The sequence below is a fragment of the uncultured Cetobacterium sp. genome, assembly GCF_947038635.1.
Taxonomy (GTDB): domain Bacteria; phylum Fusobacteriota; class Fusobacteriia; order Fusobacteriales; family Fusobacteriaceae; genus Cetobacterium_A.
In genome coordinates, this window is the sequence record NZ_CAMQXC010000009.1 from 1 (window position 1) to 21,913 (window position 21,913).

General features: G+C 28.9%; 20 protein-coding genes and 1 riboswitch. Of the genes, 19 read left to right on the top strand and 1 reads right to left on the bottom strand.

Going from position 1 to position 21,913, the window contains the following annotated elements; translation table 11 throughout:
• The 4 genes from Q0V08_RS01955 to putP form a co-directional block, all read left to right on the top strand.
• Positions 1–402, top strand: a 402-nt coding sequence (locus Q0V08_RS01955; RefSeq protein WP_366099764.1) for a ThiF family adenylyltransferase, incomplete at its 5' end; no start/stop codon positions are given.
• Between the two features lie 2 nt (positions 403–404).
• The gene (locus Q0V08_RS01960) at positions 405–908 is read left to right on the top strand and encodes a flavodoxin (RefSeq protein ID WP_297431610.1); all 504 of its coding nucleotides are present in this window, start codon (positions 405–407) and stop codon (positions 906–908) included.
• 9 nt (positions 909–917) lie between these two features.
• Positions 918–1,211, top strand: coding sequence for a rhodanese-like domain-containing protein (locus tag Q0V08_RS01965; RefSeq protein ID WP_297431612.1), 294 nt, complete (start codon positions 918–920; stop codon positions 1,209–1,211).
• A gap of 321 nt (positions 1,212–1,532) precedes the next feature.
• Entirely contained in the window at positions 1,533–2,966 is a 1,434-nt protein-coding gene (gene putP / locus Q0V08_RS01970; RefSeq protein ID WP_297431614.1) for a sodium/proline symporter PutP, read from the top strand.
• Between the two features lie 13 nt (positions 2,967–2,979).
• Here the strand turns inward: putP and Q0V08_RS01975 are convergent, their stop codons facing one another.
• A complete protein-coding gene (locus Q0V08_RS01975) occupies positions 2,980–3,456 on the bottom strand; it encodes a methylated-DNA--[protein]-cysteine S-methyltransferase (protein WP_023050996.1) in 477 nt (158 codons plus the stop codon).
• 119 nt (positions 3,457–3,575) lie between these two features.
• Positions 3,576–3,745, top strand: a riboswitch (cobalamin riboswitch).
• Positions 3,746–3,770: 25 nt separating this feature from the next.
• Here Q0V08_RS01975 and Q0V08_RS01980 point away from each other — a divergent pair.
• The 15 genes from Q0V08_RS01980 to Q0V08_RS02050 all read left to right on the top strand — a co-directional run bounded on the left by Q0V08_RS01980 (position 3,771) and on the right by Q0V08_RS02050 (position 21,900).
• Positions 3,771–5,648, top strand: a complete 1,878-nt coding sequence (locus Q0V08_RS01980) for a TonB-dependent receptor (protein ID WP_297431617.1) — start codon at positions 3,771–3,773, stop codon at positions 5,646–5,648.
• Positions 5,649–5,738: 90 nt separating this feature from the next.
• Positions 5,739–6,599 carry a helical backbone metal receptor gene (locus tag Q0V08_RS01985; protein ID WP_297431618.1) on the top strand — a complete coding sequence of 287 codons (861 nt, stop codon included), beginning with the start codon at positions 5,739–5,741 and terminating at the stop codon, positions 6,597–6,599.
• Positions 6,586–7,536: a hypothetical protein gene (locus Q0V08_RS01990; RefSeq protein WP_297431620.1), complete on the top strand. Its 951-nt coding sequence runs from the start codon at positions 6,586–6,588 to the stop codon at positions 7,534–7,536. Before Q0V08_RS01985 ends, Q0V08_RS01990 begins: the two co-directional genes overlap by 14 nt.
• A 201-nt stretch (positions 7,537–7,737) precedes the next feature.
• Positions 7,738–8,589: a stage 0 sporulation family protein gene (locus Q0V08_RS01995; protein WP_297431666.1), complete on the top strand. Its 852-nt coding sequence runs from the start codon at positions 7,738–7,740 to the stop codon at positions 8,587–8,589.
• A gap of 9 nt (positions 8,590–8,598) precedes the next feature.
• The gene (locus tag Q0V08_RS02000; RefSeq protein WP_297431622.1) at positions 8,599–9,273 is read left to right on the top strand and encodes a methyltransferase; all 675 of its coding nucleotides are present in this window, start codon (positions 8,599–8,601) and stop codon (positions 9,271–9,273) included.
• Between the two features lie 56 nt (positions 9,274–9,329).
• Positions 9,330–11,300 carry an excinuclease ABC subunit UvrB gene (gene uvrB, locus Q0V08_RS02005; protein WP_297431624.1) on the top strand — a complete coding sequence of 657 codons (1,971 nt, stop codon included), beginning with the start codon at positions 9,330–9,332 and terminating at the stop codon, positions 11,298–11,300.
• A 9-nt stretch (positions 11,301–11,309) separates the two neighbouring features.
• Positions 11,310–12,509, top strand: a complete 1,200-nt coding sequence (gene xseA, locus Q0V08_RS02010; RefSeq protein WP_297431626.1) for an exodeoxyribonuclease VII large subunit — start codon at positions 11,310–11,312, stop codon at positions 12,507–12,509.
• 1 nt (position 12,510) lies between these two features.
• Positions 12,511–13,131 (top strand): tetratricopeptide repeat protein, encoded by a 621-nt coding sequence (locus tag Q0V08_RS02015; RefSeq protein WP_297431628.1) that lies wholly within the window; start codon positions 12,511–12,513, stop codon positions 13,129–13,131.
• A gap of 12 nt (positions 13,132–13,143) precedes the next feature.
• The gene (gene dprA, locus Q0V08_RS02020) at positions 13,144–14,208 is read left to right on the top strand and encodes a DNA-processing protein DprA (protein ID WP_297431630.1); all 1,065 of its coding nucleotides are present in this window, start codon (positions 13,144–13,146) and stop codon (positions 14,206–14,208) included.
• 96 nt (positions 14,209–14,304) lie between these two features.
• A complete protein-coding gene (topA, locus tag Q0V08_RS02025) occupies positions 14,305–16,563 on the top strand; it encodes a type I DNA topoisomerase (protein ID WP_297431632.1) in 2,259 nt (752 codons plus the stop codon).
• 56 nt (positions 16,564–16,619) lie between these two features.
• Positions 16,620–17,930, top strand: a complete 1,311-nt coding sequence (gene trmFO / locus Q0V08_RS02030; protein ID WP_297431634.1) for a methylenetetrahydrofolate--tRNA-(uracil(54)-C(5))-methyltransferase (FADH(2)-oxidizing) TrmFO — start codon at positions 16,620–16,622, stop codon at positions 17,928–17,930.
• A 12-nt stretch (positions 17,931–17,942) separates the two neighbouring features.
• Entirely contained in the window at positions 17,943–18,845 is a 903-nt protein-coding gene (locus Q0V08_RS02035; protein WP_297431636.1) for a tyrosine-type recombinase/integrase, read from the top strand.
• 37 nt (positions 18,846–18,882) lie between these two features.
• A complete protein-coding gene (gene yqeH, locus Q0V08_RS02040; protein WP_297431638.1) occupies positions 18,883–19,992 on the top strand; it encodes a ribosome biogenesis GTPase YqeH in 1,110 nt (369 codons plus the stop codon).
• An 18-nt stretch (positions 19,993–20,010) separates the two neighbouring features.
• Positions 20,011–20,487 (top strand): hypothetical protein, encoded by a 477-nt coding sequence (locus tag Q0V08_RS02045; RefSeq protein WP_297431640.1) that lies wholly within the window; start codon positions 20,011–20,013, stop codon positions 20,485–20,487.
• A 21-nt stretch (positions 20,488–20,508) separates the two neighbouring features.
• Positions 20,509–21,900 (top strand): FAD-binding protein, encoded by a 1,392-nt coding sequence (locus tag Q0V08_RS02050; protein ID WP_297431641.1) that lies wholly within the window; start codon positions 20,509–20,511, stop codon positions 21,898–21,900.
• Positions 21,901–21,913 lie beyond the last annotated feature (13 nt).

A 21,913-nucleotide genomic window follows, 5' to 3' on the forward strand; every position in this document is an offset into this window, starting at 1 on the left:
ACGATATCTATCGCATCAACTTATATTGTTGATGCGATAGATATCGTTACAGCAAAATTAGATTTAATAACTATAGCAAAGGAATTAAAAATTCCAATTATATCATCAATGGGAACAGGAAATAAAATAAATCCAACAATGTTAGAGATTGCAGATATATCAAAAACATCTGTTTGCCCATTAGCAAAAGTTATGAGAGCAGAGTTAAAAAAGAGAAGAATTCAAAAGGTAAAGGTATTATTTTCAAAAGAACTACCAATGAAACCGAAGAATCTAGAGAATAATAGAGAGAAGCAAAATAATGTAGGAAGTATATCTTTTGTACCATCTGTAGCAGGTCTTATAATTGCAAGTGAGGTTATAAAAGATATAACTGGTTTGAAAAATTTAGGAGGAAATTAATTATGAAAAAAATAGGAATTTTTTATGGAACAACATCAGGAATAACAGCTGGAATAGTTGATGAGATAGAGTTTTACTTAAGAGGTGAGGAATACGAAGTTTTTGATGTAGCAAATGGAATTGATGAGATGGAGAATATTGAAAATCTAATTTTAGTTTCACCAACTTATGGAGTAGGAGAGCTACAAAAAGATTGGGAAAATGTATATGATAAATTAAAAAATTTAGATTTTACAAATAAGGTTGTAGGAATAGTGGGTGTAGGAAATCAATTTGCATTTGGTGAATCATATGTAGGAGCAATGAGGAAATTATATGATGCAGTTATAGCTAAAGGTGCTAAAGTAGTGGGGTTTACTTCAACAGAAGGATATAGCTATGAAGAAACTGAATCAGTTGTAGATGATAAATTTATTGGTCTTGCTTTAGATGAGAGTAATCAAGATAACGAAACACCAGATAGAATAAAAGCTTGGATAGAAGAGATTAAACCTCTATTTAATTAAGGAAAAATTATGAAAAAATATCAAACGTTAAATCAAATTGAAGTGAAAGAATTACTAGTACAAGAGAATACGATACTTTTAGATGTTCGAACAGAAGAGGAATACTGGGAAGAATCAGTGAAAGATAGTTTAAATATTCCACTTCATGAATTAGAAGAAAGAGTTATTGAACTAGATAAGAATAAGACGTATGTAACTTTTTGTAGAAGTGGAATTCGGTCTAAAACAGCAGCTTTAATTTTATTAGAAGAAGGGTTCACAAAAGTTTTTAATTCTCAAGAGGGAATATTAACTTGGAAATAAAAATTGACAAAATTATTTTCATATGTTACCATAATGAAAATAAAAAATTAAAGGAGAGTTCTAATGAGAAAAGATCAAGTTATTTCAAATAATGTAAATAGACAACCCATCCCCCCTAGATAGGGATTTGTGTTTTAAGCATTAGTTTATGTTTAGATACAGATCCATTTTGTGTTACGATTTTGGATCTGTATCTAAGGGGAAATAACTTTTAATGAAAGATTATTTTTATAGGATTCTTTTAATGAGGGTCACTTAGGTACAAAACTGTACTTGAGTGGCCCTCTTTTATTTTTATTAAAAATTTGGGAGGAGTATAAGATGATAGGAGTAGAAACGTTTATTACATTTGGAGCATATTTATTATTTTTAATAGGAGTTGGAATTTATTTTTATGGAAAGACCTCCAGTTCTGAAGACTATTTAATAGGTGGTAGAGGAGTTGGGAGTTGGGTTACAGCATTATCAGCTCAAGCGAGTGATATGAGTGGGTGGTTATTAATGGGATTACCAGGCGCAGTATATCTTTCAGGGTTTGGACAGATTTGGGTTGTGATAGGTTTAACAGTAGGAACATATTTAAATTGGAAATTTATAGCTCCAAAACTTAGAGTAGAAACTGAAATAGAGGATACTTTAACTTTACCGACTTTTTTAGAAAAAAAATTAAAAGATGATAAAGGAACAATAAGAAAAGTTTTAGCTTTAGGAACACTATTTTTCTTTACAATTTATTCATCATCTGGATTAGTTGCAGCAGGAAAACTATTTGAATCAATACTTGGAATTGATTATAAAGTTGCAGTAGTAATAGGTGCAGCAACAATAGTTGTTTATACATTTATGGGTGGGTATTTAGCTTCTTGTTGGACAGATTTTTTTCAAGGAGGATTGATGTTTTTAGCTATAATAGCTGTTCCATTAGCAGCGTATTATAAAGTTGGAGATATAGAAACAGTTAGACAAGGAATTGAATTAAAAGGAATTTCCTTTAATATATTTAAGCAAAATGGAGAAAATATAGGGATACTGGGTATATTATCTTCATTAGCTTGGGGATTAGGATATTTTGGACAACCTCATATTTTGGTTAGATTTATGAGTATAAATGACGTAAAAGAACTAAAAAAATCTAGAAGAATAGCTATGATATGGGTAATTATCTCTTTAATTGGAGCAATAGCAATTGGTCTTTTAGGGATACCACTTTTTAAAAATGTTGCAGAGTTAGGAGGAGATGCAGAAAAAATATTTATCTATATGATAAAAGAGTTATTCAATCCTTGGGTAGCAGGAATTTTATTAGCTGCGATATTATCAGCAATAATGTCAACAATAGATTCGCAATTATTAGTTTCATCGACTACTTTAACAGAAGATTTTTATAAATATATGAAAAAAGATGTTTCTGACAAAGAAATCATGTGGGTTGGAAGATTGTGTGTTATTGTAATAGCTTTGTTAGCATTACTATTTGCATTAAACCAAAATGCAAAAGTATTATCATTGGTAGCTTATGCATGGGGAGGATTTGGAACAATATTTGGACCAGCAATAATATCAGTACTTTATTTTAAAAATGTAAATAGTAAAAGTGTTTTATCAGGAATTTTAGTTGGAATGTTTGTATTTTTAATATGGAAAGTTTTAGGATTAGATAGTTACATGTATGAATTATTACCAGGATTTTTTACTAATTTAATCACAGTTTACATAGCAGAGAAAGTAGTTTTTAAAAATGTGGTTAAAGCTTAAAAAGGGTGCAAAATTATTTTGCACCTTTTTCTAAATTAAGTAAATGAGATTTTATAGATAATCCATAAGCATATCCAGTTAGCTTACCATTAGAACCGATTACTCTATGACAAGGGATAACGATAGGAATAGGATTTTTATTATTTGCTAATCCAACAGCTCTACACGCTTTAGGATTACCAATAGCAATTGCAATATCTTTATAAGTTTTAACTTCTCCATAAGGAATATTAAGTAGTGCTTTCCAAACAGACTTTTGGAACTCTGTTCCAATAGGATTTATTTTAAATGTAAATTTTTTTCTTTTTCCTTTTAGAAACTCATCAATCTCTTTAAATGATTCTTCTAAAAGCTTTGTAAGTTTAAAAGTTCTATTTGAAGTAGGTTTATTAAGTTCAATTTTAATAATTTCATTGTTTAATTCTTCAATTTTAAGTAAGCCAAATGGAGTGTCAAAAATATAAAAATAACCTGGAATAATATTTTTCATAAACTCTCCTTAAAAAATTTTTATCTAAATTGTACTTAAAAAATATAAATAAATCAAGGTTAATTTAAAATATATTTTGTTCACTTATTGTTTAAAACTTTTAAAAATGAAGTGATTATAGTATAATAAGACGTTATGGTTTTCATAAATTAAAAGGGAATTAAGTGAAAAGCTTAAACGGTCACGCCACTGTAAAATGGACAAAAATAGATAAACCACTGGGAAACTGGGAAGGGCTATTGGAGGAAGAAGTTGAGTCAGGATACCTGCCATAAAAATAAACTGCGAGTGACAGAATGGGAGGATTAAATTAAATGAAAAAAAGATTTTATATTGCAGGCTTGATTATTGCATCTAGTTTAGCAATGGGACAAGAAAAGGTTGTGAAATTAGAAGAAAGTGTTATAACAAGTGAAAACACAGAGACTACAATAGCAGATATACCTAAAAATGTAACTGTATTAACAGGGGAAGAGATAACACAAAGAGGAGCAAAAACAGTAGCAGAAGCTTTAAAATTAGTATCAAGTGTTATTGTAAAAGAGATGGGTGGAGCAGATGCAGCTTTTGATATAAGAGGTCAAGGTGCTACAGCAAAATCAAATGTTATAGTATTAGTTGATGGGGCTCCAATTAATTCAATTGATCTATCAGGATACCAGACAAGTAATATTCCAGTAGATAATATAGAGAGAATTGAAGTAATCCCTTCAGGTGGATCAGTTTTATATGGGGATGGAGCAGTTGGTGGAACAATAAACATTGTAACAAAAGCACCCGAAGATAAAAAGAACTATGGAAGTTTAAATAGTGAAATAGGTTCTTATGGACTAAAAAAACAACAATTTACATATGGGACTAAAATAGGAGAAAAACTTTTAGTTGAAGTAGATTATTTAAAAAGAGAGAAAGATGGCTATAGAGATTATTCTAAAGATGATTTAGAAAGTTTTGGATTTAGAAGTAGATATAAACTTAATGATGGAGAGCTAAAATTTAAATATAATTATTCTAAAAATAGCTTTAAAGCACCTGGAGCATTGACTAAGGATGAAGTTGATGATGATAGAACACAGTCTAACCCAAATGCTTGGAGAGTTGATGGGAAAACTGAGAAGAATAATTTTGTAGGAGATTATTTATATAATATAAATTCTAATTTAGAGTTTAAATTATTAGGAAGATACGCTCATGAAAACTACTCTTCAAATGGAAGTAACTATAAAACAGAAGTTAAATATTTAAAACCACAATTAAAATATTCATACTTAGATGAGAGTTATGTTGTATTTGGTGGAGATATTTATCAAGGTGAAACAAAAGATTTTGCTTATGGAAATGGGAAATCTGAAAAAAACTCTTTAGGTGGATTTTTAATAAATAGTTATACAGTTGATAAGTTTAGATTTACTCAAGGATATAGAAGACAAAATATTGAATATAAAGGGGATAGATTCACAACAAAAAAGTTTAAAGAAGATGCCATAGAACTTACAGGAAGTTATTTATATTCAGATTCAGGTTCTACATATATAAGTTATACAAAAGGATTCAGAGCGCCAAATACAGATGAAATAAATGCTTGGGCAGGAGAATTTAATCCTCAAAAAACAGAAACTTATGAGATCGGAATAAAGGATTTTGTAGGTAATACCTATATTTCAACATCAGTATTTTATATAGAAACAGAGAATGAAATTTTCTATGGAGTAAACAAAAATGATGAGTTTAATAAAAATAGAAATTTAGATGGAACAAGTAAGAGAAAAGGAATAGAATTTTCTTTGGAACACTATTTTGATAAATTGACAATATCGGAATCAATAACTTATATGAAAACAGAATTTAAAGAGGGAAAAGATATTCCAGGGATTCCAAATATAAAAGGAGTGCTAAACTTTAATTATAAATTTAATGAAAAATTAAGTATGAATAACTCTTGGGAATATTATGGAAAATCTTATGATAGTAATGACGAAGCTAATGAAAGAGAAAAAATAGATAGTTATTTATTAAGTGGATTAACTTTTGTGTATGATTTTCAAGATGGATTAGTTATAAATGCTGGAATTAATAATTTATTTGATGAAAAATATTATGATTATGTAGGGTATAGCAGTTATAGTAAAACTCGTAATTACTATCCAGCACCAGAAAGAAATTATTATATTGGATTTAAATATAGTTTTTAATAAAAAATGCTCTTTTCAAGATATGAGAAGAGCATTTTTTTACATATATGCTATAATTGAAATATATTTTTATAGAAGAGGTGGATATGAGTGTTAAAAAAAATATTTATGTTAAATATAGTTGTATTTTCAATAGGATATTCAAGAATATTAGTAGATGGTATAGGAAGGAAGGTTGAAATTCCTGAAAAAGTGGAAAAAATAATTTCAACAGTTCCATCAAATACAGAGATAATAGTAGATATGGGATTAGTTAATGTTTTAGTTGGAGTAGATTCATATTCTGAAAAAATATCTAAAGAGTTAGAAGGGAAAGGAATTTTGAATACAGATAGATTAAATGAAGAGAAAATAATGGAATTGATGCCAGATTTAGTTATAACATCTCAGCATAATTTATCCAAAGGAAAAGAGAGTTTGAATGTTTTTGATGAGGTTGGAATTCCTGTTTATGTAATGAAAACTCCAAATTCGTTAGAAGAAGTTAAAAATTCTATTGAGGAAATTGGAAATCTTTTAAATGAGAAAAAAAAGAGTGACAAATTAAAAGAAAATTATGTTAAAGAATTAGAAAAGTTAAGATTACAAAATAAAAATGAAAAGCGAGTATATTTTGAAATTTTAAATAATCCCATATATACAACAGGAGGAAAAACATTTTTAAATGATGTTATCGAAAATGCCGGTGGAAAAAATATATTTGAGGATCAAGAGGGCTGGATTTCCCCTACTTTAGAATCTGTTATTGAAAGAAATCCTGAATTTATATTTGTAGGAGAGGATAGAAAAGAGATTGTAAAGGATATAAAAAATAGACTAGAATGGCAGGAAATAGATGCTGTAAAAACTGGAAAAATATATTTTATAGATGAAGGGATTAATAGGCCGTCAACAAGAGTTTTAAAATCTTTAAAACAGATGAAGGAAGTGCTTTCAAATGATAAGTTTTAGTTTTATTCCTAAAAATGGGGAGGAAGAAAAATTTTTAAAAGTATATGAAAAATTAAAAAACGAAGGTATAACAGGTATAGAAACAATAATTGGAGATCATTTGCCTTTAAAAAGTTATGAAAGATATCCTATAAAAGGAGTGCACCTATTATATTATCCTACTTGGTTAGAGTTTTGGAAAGAAGATATGGAAAAGGTAAGAGAAGATTTTTACAATGATGAAGGAATATTAAATTATTATCGTTCTTTTAAAAAAGAGATTTTATTAGAAACTTTTAAAAAACAATTTGAAGATGCTAAAAAAATTAAAGTAAAGTATTTAGTTTTTCATGTTTCACATGTAAGGCCGAAAGATATATTTACATGTAATTTTGATTATACATCTATAGAGGTATTAGATGAGACTTTGAAAATAGTGAATGAAGTTTTTAAAGGTGATGGACCATTACTGCTTTTTGAAAATTTACCGTGGCCAGGATTAACTTTAAAGGACTACGGATTAACAAAATATTTTTTTGAAAGAGTAAAATATGAAAACAAAGGTTTTTTATTAGATTTATCCCATATAATATGTACAGAAAAAAATATAAAGAGTTTTCAAGAAGCTGATAAATATATTTTGAATAAAATAAAGGAATTAAAAGAATTAAATAAATTTATATATGGTGTTCATATAAACGGGATAGAATTTAAAAATTATTTTGAAAAAGATTTTTCTAGCGAAATAAAAGAATGGTCAAATGAAGATAGAAATGGAAAATTTAAGATTGAGTGGGAACATATGAAAAACCTTGATCCCCATAAAATTTATAGAGGAAATTTAAAGTTAATATTAAATAGTCTACCAAATTTAAAATATATAAATTTAGAATTAAATTTTTCATCTGTTGATCATTTAGAAGAGGTTGTTAGAGAACAATTAAATTATATAAAATAAATTCTTAAAAGACAAAAAAATATGATATACTTTATAGTATAGAACGTTAAGATTTTCGCGGGAGGATATATGACACAAGGAAATTTAGATATAGATAAAAATATAGATGAAACTACAATAAAAGAGAATGAAAATATAAAAGAGGAAAATCAAGATGAGGTAGTATCAGATCCAAATAAATTATATAATATATTAGGTGTAATGTTTGAAACTACTAAAAAAAGATATAGCTTTGAAATTGTGGATGAAGTAGAGTATAAAAAAGGTGATAAAGTAATAGTAGATACTATTAGAGGTAAAGAAATCGGGGTTGTTTATGGTGGTCCAATGCAGCTTCCTGAAAGAGTATTAGTATTACCACTTAAACCTGTAATAAAAAAAGCTAGTGAGGAAGAGATTCAAAAATATGAAGTACTTCGTCAAGAAGCTAGAGAAGCATTTAAAGTTTGTAAAGAAAGAATTATTCATCATAAACTACCTATGAAATTAATAGAGACAGAATATACGTTTGACAAAACAAAGTTAATATTTTATTTCACAGCAGAAGGAAGAATTGACTTTAGAGATTTAGTAAAAGATCTTGCAAATATATTTAAACTAAGAATAGAGTTAAGACAGATTGGTGTTAGAGATGAAGCAAGAATACTTGGAAATATAGGAGTATGTGGAAAAGAACTATGTTGTAGAACATTTATAAATAAGTTTGATTCAGTATCAATAAAAATGGCAAGAGATCAAGGATTAGTAATAAATCCAACTAAAATATCAGGAGTATGTGGACGTTTACTTTGTTGTATAAATTATGAATATAAGCAATATGAAGAAGCTTTAAGAGTTTATCCAGCCGTAAATCAATTTGTTAAAACTCAAAAAGGAGAAGGAAAAGTAACAAGTATAAGTCCGTTAAATGGGTTTTTATATGTAGATGTTGAAGGAAAAGGAATTATGAAGGTTCTTATTGATGAGATAAAATTCAATAAAAAAGAAGCAAAAAAATTACAAAATGTTTTATCAACAGAAGAGCTTCAACATAAGGTTTTAGAAAAGGAGTAATAAAAGAAAATGATTTTTGAAAATGAAGATATAGCTAATATTTGTGAAGGATACACTTTAATTCAAAAAAAAGAAGGATTTAGATTTGGAACTGATGCGGTTTTATTAGCTAATTTTTTCAATGGAAAGAAAAATTCTAAAATATTAGAAATTGGAACAGGAAATGGTATAATTCCAGTATTATTATGTGCCAAAGATAAGATATCTAAAATAAAAGCAGTAGAGATTCAAAAAGAAATTGCAGATTTAGCAATTAGAAATGTTAAAAGAAATGGATTAGAGGATAGAATAGAAGTTGTTAATATGGATATAAAAAATATCCAAGAAGGAAATACATATGATTATATAATTTCAAATCCACCGTATATGGTTTTAGATGGAAAAGAGATTAATGATAAAGATATAAAAAGTATAGCAAGGCATGAAATAAAGCTTAACTTGAAAGAGTTTGTAGCAAATGCTAAGAGGTTATTAAAACCAAGAGGTGAACTTTTCATGGTACATAAAAGCTATAGATTTTTAGAGATTTCAGAAGAGCTTATAAAAAATGGATTTTCAGTTAAAAGAGTTAAATTTGTTCATTATTCAAAAGATAAAGACTCAAGTATTGTTTTAATTGAAGCTAGCAAAGGGAGAAAAAACATATTAAAAATTGAAACTCCAATTTTTTTAAACGATAATTAGAGATACTTTAAGGGAGAGGAGCTACCTCTCCCTATTTTAATGGAGGTGTCACAAAGATGTTTAAATTAAATTCAAAATATAGTCCAACAGGAGATCAGCCAGAAGCAATTAAAAAATTGATTAAAGGACTAGATGAAGGTATAAAGGATCAAACTTTATTGGGGGTAACTGGATCAGGAAAGACATTCACAATAGCTAATATAATAAAAGAGAGTGGTAGGCCAGCATTGATATTAGCTCCAAATAAAACATTGGCAGCGCAGTTATTTGCAGAGTATAGAAGCTTTTTTCCTGAAAATGCAGTAGAATATTTTGTTTCATACTATGATTATTATCAACCAGAAGCTTATATAGCAACAACAGATACCTATATAGAGAAAGATTCATCTATAAATGATGAGATAGATAAATTTAGAAATGCAGCAACAGCTGCTTTAATAAATAGAAAAGATGTTATAATTGTAGCTTCAGTATCTGCAATTTATGGACTTGGATCACCAGAAACTTATAAAAATTTAACTATAGCAATTGACAAAAAAACAGGTTATAGTAGAAAAAAGTTAATCTCAAAATTGATAGAGTTACGATATGAAAGAAATGATATTGCTTTTGAAAGAGGTAAGTTTAGGGTAAAGGGAGATGTAATAGATATATATCCATCTTATATGGAGAATGGTTATAGAATAGAATTTTGGGGAGATGAAATTGAAGAAATCTCTGAAATAAATACATTGACAGGTCAAAAGATAAAAAGAAATTTAGAAAGAGTTGCAATTTCTCCTGCTACTCACTATGTAACAGAAGAGGGAGAACAAGAAAGAATTATAGAGGAGATAAGAAAAGATTTAAAAAAAGAAGTAAAAGAGTTTGAAGAAAAAGGAAAGCTTTTGGAAGCTCAGAGATTAAAACAAAGAACAGATTATGATTTAGAGATGATAAGAGAAGTTGGTTACTGTAAAGGAATTGAAAATTATTCAAGATATTTAACACATAAAAAACCAGGAGACAAACCGGATACATTAATGGATTATTTTCCTAAAGATTTTATTGTTTATATAGATGAATCTCATATTGGTGTTCCTCAAATAAGAGGGATGTATAATGGTGATAGAGCAAGAAAGACGGCTTTAGTTGAAAATGGATTTAGATTAAAATCAGCTCTAGATAATAGACCTTTGACTTTTGAAGAGTTTAGAGAAAATTGTGGTCAAACAATTTTTGTTTCAGCCACTCCTGGAGATTTTGAGATAGAAAAATCTAAAGGATATATAGCTGAGCAACTAATTAGGCCAACAGGAATTTTAGATCCAGTTATAGAGGTAAGAGAAACTAAAAATCAAGTAGATGACCTTTTAGATGAGATTAGAAAGAATGCTTTAAAAAAGGAAAGAGTTCTAATAACTACTTTAACTAAAAAGATGGCTGAAGAATTAACAGAGTATTATATAACTTTAGGTGTTAAAGTAAAATATATGCATTCAGATATAGATACTTTAGAAAGAATTGAGATTATTAGAGGATTAAGAAAAGGTGAATTTGACGTTTTAATTGGAATAAATTTATTGAGAGAGGGTCTGGATATACCTGAAGTATCATTAGTCGCTATTTTGGAGGCTGACAAAGAGGGGTTTTTAAGAAGTAAAAGGTCTTTAGTTCAAACAATAGGAAGAGCAGCTAGAAATGTTGATGGAAGAGTAATATTGTATGGTGATGTTATAACTGATTCAATGAAATATGCTATTGAAGAAACTAAGAGAAGAAGAAGAAAGCAAGGAGAATACAACTTATTAAATAATATAGAACCTAAAACGATTTTTAGAGAAGTTTCAGAATCTTTATTTAATTGGGAAGCTGAAGAGGAAAAAATAGTTGAAACTAAGCATTTCACAAGCAAAGAGGATATTGAAAAAGAGGTAAAAAAATTAATTAAAGAGATAAAAGTATTATCTGAAGAGTTGAACTTTGAAAAAGCTATAGAAAAAAGAGACGAGATGAACAAACTAAAATTGATGTTATTAGAGATGTAGGAGTGAGCTATGGAAGAGAAAATTTATAGTGTAACAGAGTTTAATAAAATGGTAAAAGGATATATAGATGAAAATCCGAACTTTCAAGAGTTTTTTTTAAAAGGGGAGCTTTCAGGAATAACATATTATAAAAGTGGTCATTTATATTTTACTTTAAAAGATAAACAGAGTCAGATAAAATGCGCGGCATTTAATTATAAATTTAAAAGAATAGCTGAAGATTTAAAAGAGGGAGATTCTGTAAAGATATTTGGAGATGTTGGTTTCTATGAAGCTAGAGGAGATTTTCAGGTATTAGTTAGACATGTACAAAAAGAAGATAAGCTTGGTGAGATGTTTGCAAAGTTAGAAAAGTTAAAGAAGGATTTAGAAAGAGAAGGATTATTCTCGCCATTATTTAAAAAAGTTTTACCTAAATATCCAAAGGCGATAGGAGTTGTAACAGCATATACAGGAGCAGCATTTCATGATATAGTAAATACAGCAAGAAAAAGATTTGAAAATATAGATATTTATATCTATTCAGCTAAAGTTCAAGGGGTAGGAGCTAAAGAAGAGATTGTAAAAGGTATTGAAACATTAAATAAAGTACCAGAAATAGATTTAATTATTGCAGGTAGAGGTGGAGGAAGTGTTGAAGATTTATGGGCTTTTAACGAAGAAGAGGTAACAAGGGCATTTTTTCAAAGTGAAAAACCAATAATATCAGCTGTAGGTCATGAGATAGATAATTTATTATCTGATTTAGTGGCAGACGTTAGAGCAGCAACTCCAACTCAAGCAATAGAAATATCTATTCCTGTAAAAAAAGAGATAGAAAAGCAATTGTTAGAAAAAGAAAAAAGAGTAAAAGATAGTATCAATAGAGTAATAAAAAAGAAAAAAGATGAGATAAAGCAGTTACAAAATAGTTATGTACTAAAGAATTTTATAAAGGCTATAGAGGAAAAAAATCAAATGTTAGTATCAAAAGAGGAAAAACTTGAAGATATTATGAAAAAAATATTTAAAAATAAAAGTCATGAGTTAGAAGTGTGTACAGAAAAAATAATTGCTTTAAATCCTTTAAATGTCTTAAAAAGAGGTTATAGTATAACTAAAATAGGTGATAAAGTAATAAAAGAAAGTTCTCAAGTAAAACTTGGGGATTCAATTGAAACAACTATAAAAAATGGAAAAATAATTAGTAGAATAGAGGAGATTATTTAAAATGAAAAAATTAATAGGAATATTATTTCTTTTTCTTAGTTTAATAGCTTTAGGTGATCAAAGACCACAATATATTCAAAGTCTAGAAAGCCAAATAGCGAGAGAAGATGATAGAGATAAGGCGGCAGTTCTTTTAAAAGAGTATGAAAAATATTTTAAAAGTTATATAAACTCTATAAGTGGAGATGAAAATCAGGTTTTCTATTTAGGAGATCAATATTTTAGAAATAGAAAATATGAAAGAGCAGCACAAATTTTTAGTAGCAATATAGATAGTTCTAGAAATTTGTTTGGAGCAGCAACAAGTTATAGATTTATTGGAGATTATAATAAAGCAATTGATTTTTATAGCGTTGCAATTAGTATTGAGCCTAGTATGAAAGAAGCTTATTTAGGAAGAGGATTAGCATATAGAAATTTAGGGAGATACAATAAAGCAATAGATGATATTCAAATATATATGAACTATGCACCTAGTGTAGAAGGATTTTTAGCTTTAGGAGATATTTACTTGGCTGAAAAGAAAATTGATAGAGCAAGAGAAGTTTTACAAGAAGGAAGAAGATTATATCCACAGTCAAAAGAGATAAGTAATATGTTAACGTCTACATATTCTAGATAAAAGAGGTGACAGATGGAGTGGTATCGATTAAAATTAATGGGTTTGAAAAATAGTAAAATTAGAGCTTTAATGGGATACAATAAACGATATAAAGATATTTTTGCTGATTTAGATAAACTTACAAATATGTTGAATTTGACCACAGACGATACCAGATTGATAGAAAATTCAAAATACTGTGAAAAATATTTGGAGGTTATGGATTATTTAGAGCGAAACAGGATAGGCTTAATTAGTATTAACGATTATAGATATCCTGATAGTTTGAAAAATATAGCAAAACCTCCACTTTTTCTTTTTTATAAAGGAAACATAGAACTTTTAAGTAAAAATAAAATGATTTCCATAGTAGGTACAAGAAGATCAACAAAGTATGGAGAACTTTGTTGTGAAAGAGCAGTTAAAGATTTAGTTGATGGAGAAGTAGTTATTGTAAGCGGATTAGCTTTAGGAATAGATTCAATAGTTCACAAGGAAGTATTAAAGTATAAAGGTAATACTATTGCTGTTTTAGGATGTGGAATAGATATATTTTACCCAAGAACAAATATCAAATTAAGAGATGAGATAGAACGAAAAGGATTAGTGATATCAGAATTTCCAATAGGAATGAGGCCAACACCTAAAAATTTTCCAATAAGAAATAGAATAATAGCTGGCTTATCTAAAGGAACTGTAGTAGTCGAAAGTTCTTCAAAAGGAGGAAGTTTAATAACTGCGAGTATAGCTTTAGAAGAGGGAAGAGATGTTTTTGCTTTTCCTGGAGATGTGACATATCCATTATCCCAAGGATGTAATGAATTAATAAAGTTGTCTCAAGCTAAATTAATAGTATCTGGTGAAGATATATTAAATGAGTACAGCTGGTTAAAAATAAGTGAAGATGGAAAAAAATTAAATAAATTAATTGGAATAAAACTAAAAATATATAGTGTATTAAAAACGAAAATGCATTTAGAAGAAATAAGAAAAGAAGTTTCTTGTGAAACTAGTGAATTATTGAGTAATTTAATGGAATTAGAAATAGAGGGTTATATTCAAAGCTTACCAGCAGGACACTACAGAAGACGTTTATAAATGGGAAACTTGGTACCCTTAGTTGATTTTTTTATCAATTTCTAATATAATTAAGAGCGAATAATGTATATAGAGAAAAAATTAGGGGTGAAAATAGTGGCGAAAAAAAATTTAGTAATAGTGGAATCACCTGCAAAAGCGAAGACTATTGAAAAAATATTGGGGAATAATTTTCATGTTACAGCTTCCTTTGGACATGTAAGAGATTTGCCAAAAAGTAAAATCGGAGTGGATGTGCAAGATGATTTCAAACCTAGCTATTCAACGATAAGAGGAAAGGGAGATGTAATAAAAACTTTAAAGGATCTTGCTAAAAAATCAGATAAAGTATACTTGGCATCTGACCCGGATAGAGAAGGAGAAGCTATTGCGTGGCATATAGCTCAAACATTAAAATTAGATGAAAATGAAGCTAATAGAATAGAGTTTAACGAAATAACAAATGGAGCAATAAGAGAAGCCATAAAAAATCCTAGAAAAGTGGATATAGATAGAGTTAATGCACAACAAGCAAGAAGAATACTTGATAGATTGGTGGGATATGAGATAAGTCCTCTTTTATGGAAGTCAATATCTTCAAATACAAGCGCTGGAAGAGTTCAATCAGTTGCTTTAAAATTAATATGTGATTTAGAGGATAAAATAAAAAAGTTTGTTCCTGAAAAGTTTTGGGATATAAAAGGTGAGTTTGAAAATAAGATGAATCTTTCTCTTTATAAGATAGAAGGAAAAAGATTTGAAAGGGTTACAGATGAGGATATTGTAAAGAATGTTCAATTAACATTGAACTCAGAATATGCAGTTATTAACTCTAAAGTGACTAAAAAATCTAAAAATCCACCATTGCCATTGAAAACAAGTACATTACAGCAATTATCATCATCATATTTAGGTTTTTCAGCATCAAAAACTATGTCTGTAGCCCAAGGATTATATGAAGGGATAAGTATTGATGGAAACCAAAAGGGTTTGATAACTTATATGAGAACAGATTCAACAAGAATATCTGATGAAGCTAAAGAAATGGCAAAAAGTTATATAGTTGAAACTTTTGGAAAAGAGTATTTAGGGAAAGAAGGGGTAAAAAAGAAAAAAGATGAAAAAATTCAAGATGCCCATGAAGCTGTTAGACCAACAGATATCTATTTAGAGCCTGATAAAATAAAGAAGGATTTAGCACCAGATCAATATAAGTTATATAAATTAATATGGGAAAGATTTATGATATCTCAATTGGCGCCAATGCAATATGAGCAGTTTGAAATAATTTTAGAAAATGGAGATTACCAATTTAGAGGAACTTTAAACAAAATAATATTTGATGGATATTATAAAGTATTTAAGGATGAAGAGGAACTACCGCTAGGAGAATTTCCAACAATAAATGAAGGTGATTTCTTAAAACTAAACAAATTACACATAAAAGAGGATTGGACAAAAGCTCCTTCACGATTGACAGAGTCATCTTTAGTTAAAAAATTAGAAGCTGATGGAATAGGTAGACCATCTACATATGCATCAATAATTGAGACTCTAAAGAAAAGAGAGTATGTTGTAATTGAAGGTAAAAGTTTTATTCCAACAGAATTAGGATATGAAATAAAAACGATATTAGAAAAAAACTTTAAAGATATAATGGATGTTAAATTTACAGCTTCTTTAGAAGATGGCTTAGACTTAGTTGAAGAGGGAGAAAGAGATTGGGTTGAAATACTAAAAGATTTCTATTCAAAACTTTCAAAAGATTTAGAGCTTTATAAAATTAAAGTTGAAGAGGAATCAAGCAGAATAATAACTTCAGATGTTCCATGTCCTTGTGGATCTGGAAATATGATTATGAAAAATGGAAGATTTGGAAGATATTTATGCTGTACAGATGAAAATTGTAAAGAGAAATACTCTTTAAAGGGAATTGAAATCCCATTGGAAGATATCAAAAATGGAGATATAAAAGTAAAAGAGCTATTAGAAGAGCAACTGAGAGTTAAGCAGGGTAAACTAACAGATGTATTTTTAAGTAATGGAAATAGATTACTCTTAAAGTTAGGACGTTTTGGTAGCTATTTAGAGAGTGAAAACTTTAAAGAGGACAACGAGAGAGTTTCTTTGCCTGGAGAAGTAAAAAAACTTCTTATGAATGGTTCAATTGAAGAAAAAGATGGAATAGTTCAACTGAAATGGATTATGGATAAAATCCAGAAAGAAGAAGAAGAGATTCTAAAAAATGCTGGAAATTGTGAGAAGTGTGGAAGACCATTTAAAATAGGTAGAGGAAGATGGGGGAAATTCTTGGCTTGTACGGGATACCCTGATTGTAAAAATATAAAGAAATTAGAGAAAGATAAAAAAGAGTAGATAAAAGGACTCGCCTTTGTAGGCGAGACTTTTGTATGTATAAAAAAGGAGAACAGATGACGAATAAAGAAGTAGTAGTAATAGGAGCTGGATTAGCAGGTTCAGAAGCAGCATATCAATTAGCAAAAAATGGAATTAAAGTAAAATTATATGAAATGAGACCAAAAGTTTCAACAGAAGCTCATAAAAGTGAGAAATTTGCAGAGTTAGTATGTAGTAACTCTTTAGGAGGAGATCATTTAGGAAATGCTTCTGGATTAATGAAAGAAGAGCTAAGAAGAATGGGATCTTTACTTATTGAAATTGCAGACGAAGTTAAAGTTCCTGCAGGACAAGCTTTAGCTGTAGATAGAGAAGGATTTTCAGAGAGGGTAACGGAGAAGCTACATTCTATGGAAAATATCGAAATAATAAACGAGGAGTTAAAAGAGATTCCAAAAGATAAAATAGTTATTGTTGCTAGTGGACCATTAACATCAGATGAGTTATCTAAAAATATTGGAAAAACATTAGAACAGGAATATCTATATTTTTACGATGCAGCAGCTCCAATTGTAACGTTAGATTCAATTGATAAAGATAAAGTATTTTTCCAATCAAGATATGACAAAGGAGAGGGAGAATATATTAACTGTCCTATGAATAAAGAAGAGTATGAAGCTTTTTACGAAGCTTTAATATCAGCAGAAAGAGCTCCTTTAAAAAAGTTTGAAGAGGAAAAGTTGTTTGAGGCATGTATGCCTGTTGAGAGAATAGCTCAAAGAGGATTCAAAACATTGTTATTTGGACCATTAAAGCCAAAAGGATTAATAAATCCAAAAACTGGGAAAGAAGAGTTTGCGGTAGTTCAGTTAAGACAAGATGATAAAGATGGAAAGTTATATAACTTAGTAGGATTTCAGACAAATTTAAAGTGGGGAGAGCAAAAGAGAGTATTCTCGATGATACCAGGACTTGAAAATGCTGAATTTGTAAGATATGGAGTTATGCATAGAAATACATTTATAAACTCAACAAAGTTATTAACGCCAGCATTAAATTTAAAAAATAATCAAGATATATACTTTGCAGGACAAATAACTGGTGGAGAAGGATATGTTTGTGCTATTGCTACTGGATTAATGGCGGCAACTAATATTCTTCGAAAAATGGATGGAAAAGAACCATTAGTATTAGATGATAGAAGTTCGATTGGAGCAATTATTAAATATATCACAGAAGAAAAGAAAAATTTCCAACCGATGGGACCTAATTTTGGTGTAATAAAATCTTTAGATGAAAGAATAAGAGATAAAAAAGAGAAATATAATAAAATATCAAAAATAGCTTTAGATTATTTAGATGAAAAGTTAAATCAAGAGAAATAAAAGGAGTTTGAGATGGATACTCTTAATTTATTAGGGGATATAAAAGAGTTTTTATATCATTGTGAATTCGCAAAAGGAAAGAGCTTAAATACAATAAAGTCATTAAGAATAGATCTATATAGATTTAATGAATATATTATAAAATGTAATGATTTGAAAAAAATTTCTGATATAGATGGATTTAATTTTAGAGAGTTTTTAGTAGAGCTTCAAGGGTGTGATATAGGAAAGAGATCTTTAAATAGAAAAATTTCATCTATAAAATCATTTTTTAAATATTTGAAGGATACGGGGAAAATAAAAAGTAATCCAGCTCAATTAATAGTAGCGCCAAGCTATGATAGGGGAATTCCTGAAGTTCTTGAATTAGAAGAGATAATAAGATTTAGAAAAGCAATAGAGTTAAAAAATTATCATAGTTTGAGAGATAGGTTGATTATAGAGCTTCTTTATTCAAGTGGAATAACATCGCAAGAATTATTAGGTTTAGGTGAAGATGTTTTTAATCTAGAGAATAGGGAAGTTGTTGTAACGAGTTTTAAAAAATATAGAACTGTATTTTTTAGCGAAAGAACAAAAAATTTTTTTAAAAGATATATAACAGCTAAAAAGGAGAAATTAGGGTCTAAGTATAGTAAAGAGATACTTTTTGTTAATGGATCTGGTGGGAGATTAACTGATCGTTCATTAAGGAGACTTATAGATAGATACAGTGTTAAAGCAGGAATAACAAAGGAGATAAGTCCACATAGTTTTAGACATACATTTGCTGTCCATATGCTAGAACATGGTATTAGTTTATTGCAGTTACAAAAATTATTAGGTCACTCAAATTTAGATTCAACAAAAATATATTTAGAAGCTTTAGAGAAAAAAAGAAGAAAAGAACTGTCTAAAGAGATAGAAATAAAGTGATAGAAAAATATTAATATTATAAATTGAAGGAGAGTTTATGACGAAAAAATGTATAGGATGTGGAATTGAACTTCAAGGAGAGAATCCTAATTCTAATGGATATTTGCCGAAATCAGTTTTAGAAGGAGATAATAAAGAATTACTTTGTCAAAGATGTTTTAAGATAAAAAATTATGGACAATATATTCCTATAAAAATGACAAAAGAGGATTATAGACAAGAAGTTAAAAAAAGTTTAGCAGAAGCAGATGTAGCAATACCTGTTTTTGATATTATTGATTTTGAAGGGTCATTTGATGATGAGATTCTTGATATTTTAAGAGAAATGGAATCAATTGTTGTAATTAATAAGTTAGATTTAATACCGGATGAGAAACATCCATCAGAAGTTGCAGATTGGGTTAAAGGAAGATTAGGAGAAGAGGGAATTTCTCCATTGGATATAGCTATAGTAAGTTCTAAAAATGGATATGGAATAAATGGAATATTTAAGAAAATCAAGCATTTTTATCCTAATGGAGCCAAAGCTTTAGTTCTAGGGGTAACAAATGTTGGAAAATCTAGTATTATAAATAAGCTTATAGGTGCTAAAAGAGTAACAGTATCAAAATTTCCAGGAACAACTTTAAAAAGTGTAAAAACAGAGATTCCATTCTCGAAAATAACTTTAATTGATACTCCAGGATTAATTCCTAGTGGAAGATTTTCTGATTTTGTATGTCAAGAGTGTAATCAAAATATAATTCCTGCTAACGAAATTTCAAGAAAAACTTATAAAGTTCAAGAGGATAGAGTTATATTAATTGGTGGAATGATTCAAATGAGAGTTTTAAACGATGACGATTTAAAACCTATATTTTCATTATATGCATCTAAAGATGTAACATTCCATGAAACAAACGTAGAAAAAGCAAAAGAGTTAATGCAAAAAGCAGACTTTTTAACTCCGCCGTGTGAAAAATGTAGAGATGAATTTAACTCTTTAGAAAAAGATGTTGAAGTTTATACAGTTGAAACAGGGGAAGAGTTAGTTTTTAAAGGACTAGGATGGTTATCTGTAAAAAGAGGGCCTTTAAAAGTGGAAATAACATCACCAAAAGGTGGGGAAATAATTATTAGAGAAGCTTTTATAAAGCCAAAAAGATAAAAATGAGGTTCTAAAGGGATGGAAAAAGACGGAAGAATAACTACTCTAAATTGGATTATAAATATAGCAGTAACAATTTTATTTATCTATCTTGCTATGAGAGGAATCGATGATTTAACAGGAACGTACAAAATTGATGAAACAGTGAGAAGTACAAAAGAACTTAGAATAGCTTTAGAGAAATACTATCAATTGACAGGGAGTTATCCTGAGTTAACAAAACCTGGGGTAAATATGAACTTGCACCTTTTAGATTATGTGGATGAAAAAGGACAGAAGATATCTTTTGCAGATATCTATGGACGAAAAACTTTGGCTAAGACTTATGGTAGTAACTCAATAATTGCATCAAATGAAGTTTATGATGTACAAGATTTTGAAAATACAAATAAAAATGGTGGTTGGAATTATAATTATTCTCAAAGAACAGGAGAGATTCATCCTAATTTGCCTGAGGATATTTATATAGAAAAAGTAAACTGGATTAGACAGTAGAACATGAATGGAGGAAAATAAATGTACGATATTATATTTTTAGGTGGAGGACAAGCTGGGGTTTTTGGAGCTTACGAAGCTATTAAAAAGAATAAGGATTTAAAGATTTTAGTTTTAGACAAAGGTAGAATGTTAACACAAAGAGTTTGTCCAAAAGAAAAGCTAGGAACATGTGTAAAGTGCCCAACTTGTGCAATAATTTATGGAGTTTCAGGGGCTGGAGCTTTTTCAGATTCTAAATTCAATATGGATTATAGAGTTGGTGGGGATGTTCATGTTTTAACTGGAAAAGTAATTGTAAATGAAACGATTCAATATGTAGCAAATATATATAAAGACTTTGGATTTGATGAAAAACCATCTGGTTTAGAGTACAATCAAGTTATGTTAGATTTAAAGAAAAGATGTATTGAAAATAATGTACAATTAGTAGATACACCAACAATGCACTTAGGAACAGACGGATCAAGAGAACTATATACAAAATTAGTAAATTCTCTATTAGAAAAAGGTGTAGAGTTTATAACTGAAAGATCTGCTGAAGGATTAATAATAGAAAATGGTGAAATAAAAGGAGTAACTGTAAAAAATAAAAAAGATGAAGTTGAAAATTACTTTGCAGAAAATGTTGTAATTGGACTTGGAAGAAGTGGTGCAAAAAAACTGATGGAAATGTGTGAGGAGTCAGGAGTATCATATGAGACAGGTGCAGTTGATTTAGGTGTAAGAGTAGAGATACCTGATTTAGTAATGAAAGATATTAATGAAAATTTCTATGAGGCAAAGATGATTTATCATACAACAAAATATAGAGATAAAATGAGAACTTTCTGTTCAAATCCAAGTGGATTTATAGCTGCAGAAAAGCATAGTGATGATGTAGTACTAGCAAATGGTCATGCATACAAAGATAAGAAATCTCAAAATACAAATTTAGCTTTATTATGTACAAAAACATTTACACAGCCATTTAAGCAACCATTTGAGTATGCAACAGCTATAGCAAAGATGTCATCAATGTTAACTGGTGGAAAGATATTAATGCAATCTTATGGTGATTTAAAAGTAGGAAGAAGATCAACAGACGAGTCTATAGCTAGATTAAATATAATTCCAACAACAGAAGATTATGTAGCTGGAGATATAGCTTTAGCATGTCCAAAGAGAATTTTAGATAATATTATAGAATTTATAGAAGTTCATGATAAAATAACTCCCGGATTTGCATCAAGTGATTTATTACTATATTTCCCTGAGATAAAGTTTAGAAGTACAAGAATAAAAATAGATGCTAATATGGAAACTAATATAAAAGGATTATATGCAGCAGGAGACAGCTCAGGATATGGAAGTGGATTAAATATAGCTGCAGTAATGGGGATACTAGCCGTAAGACATATAATTTCTAAATAATTTGGAGGACTAT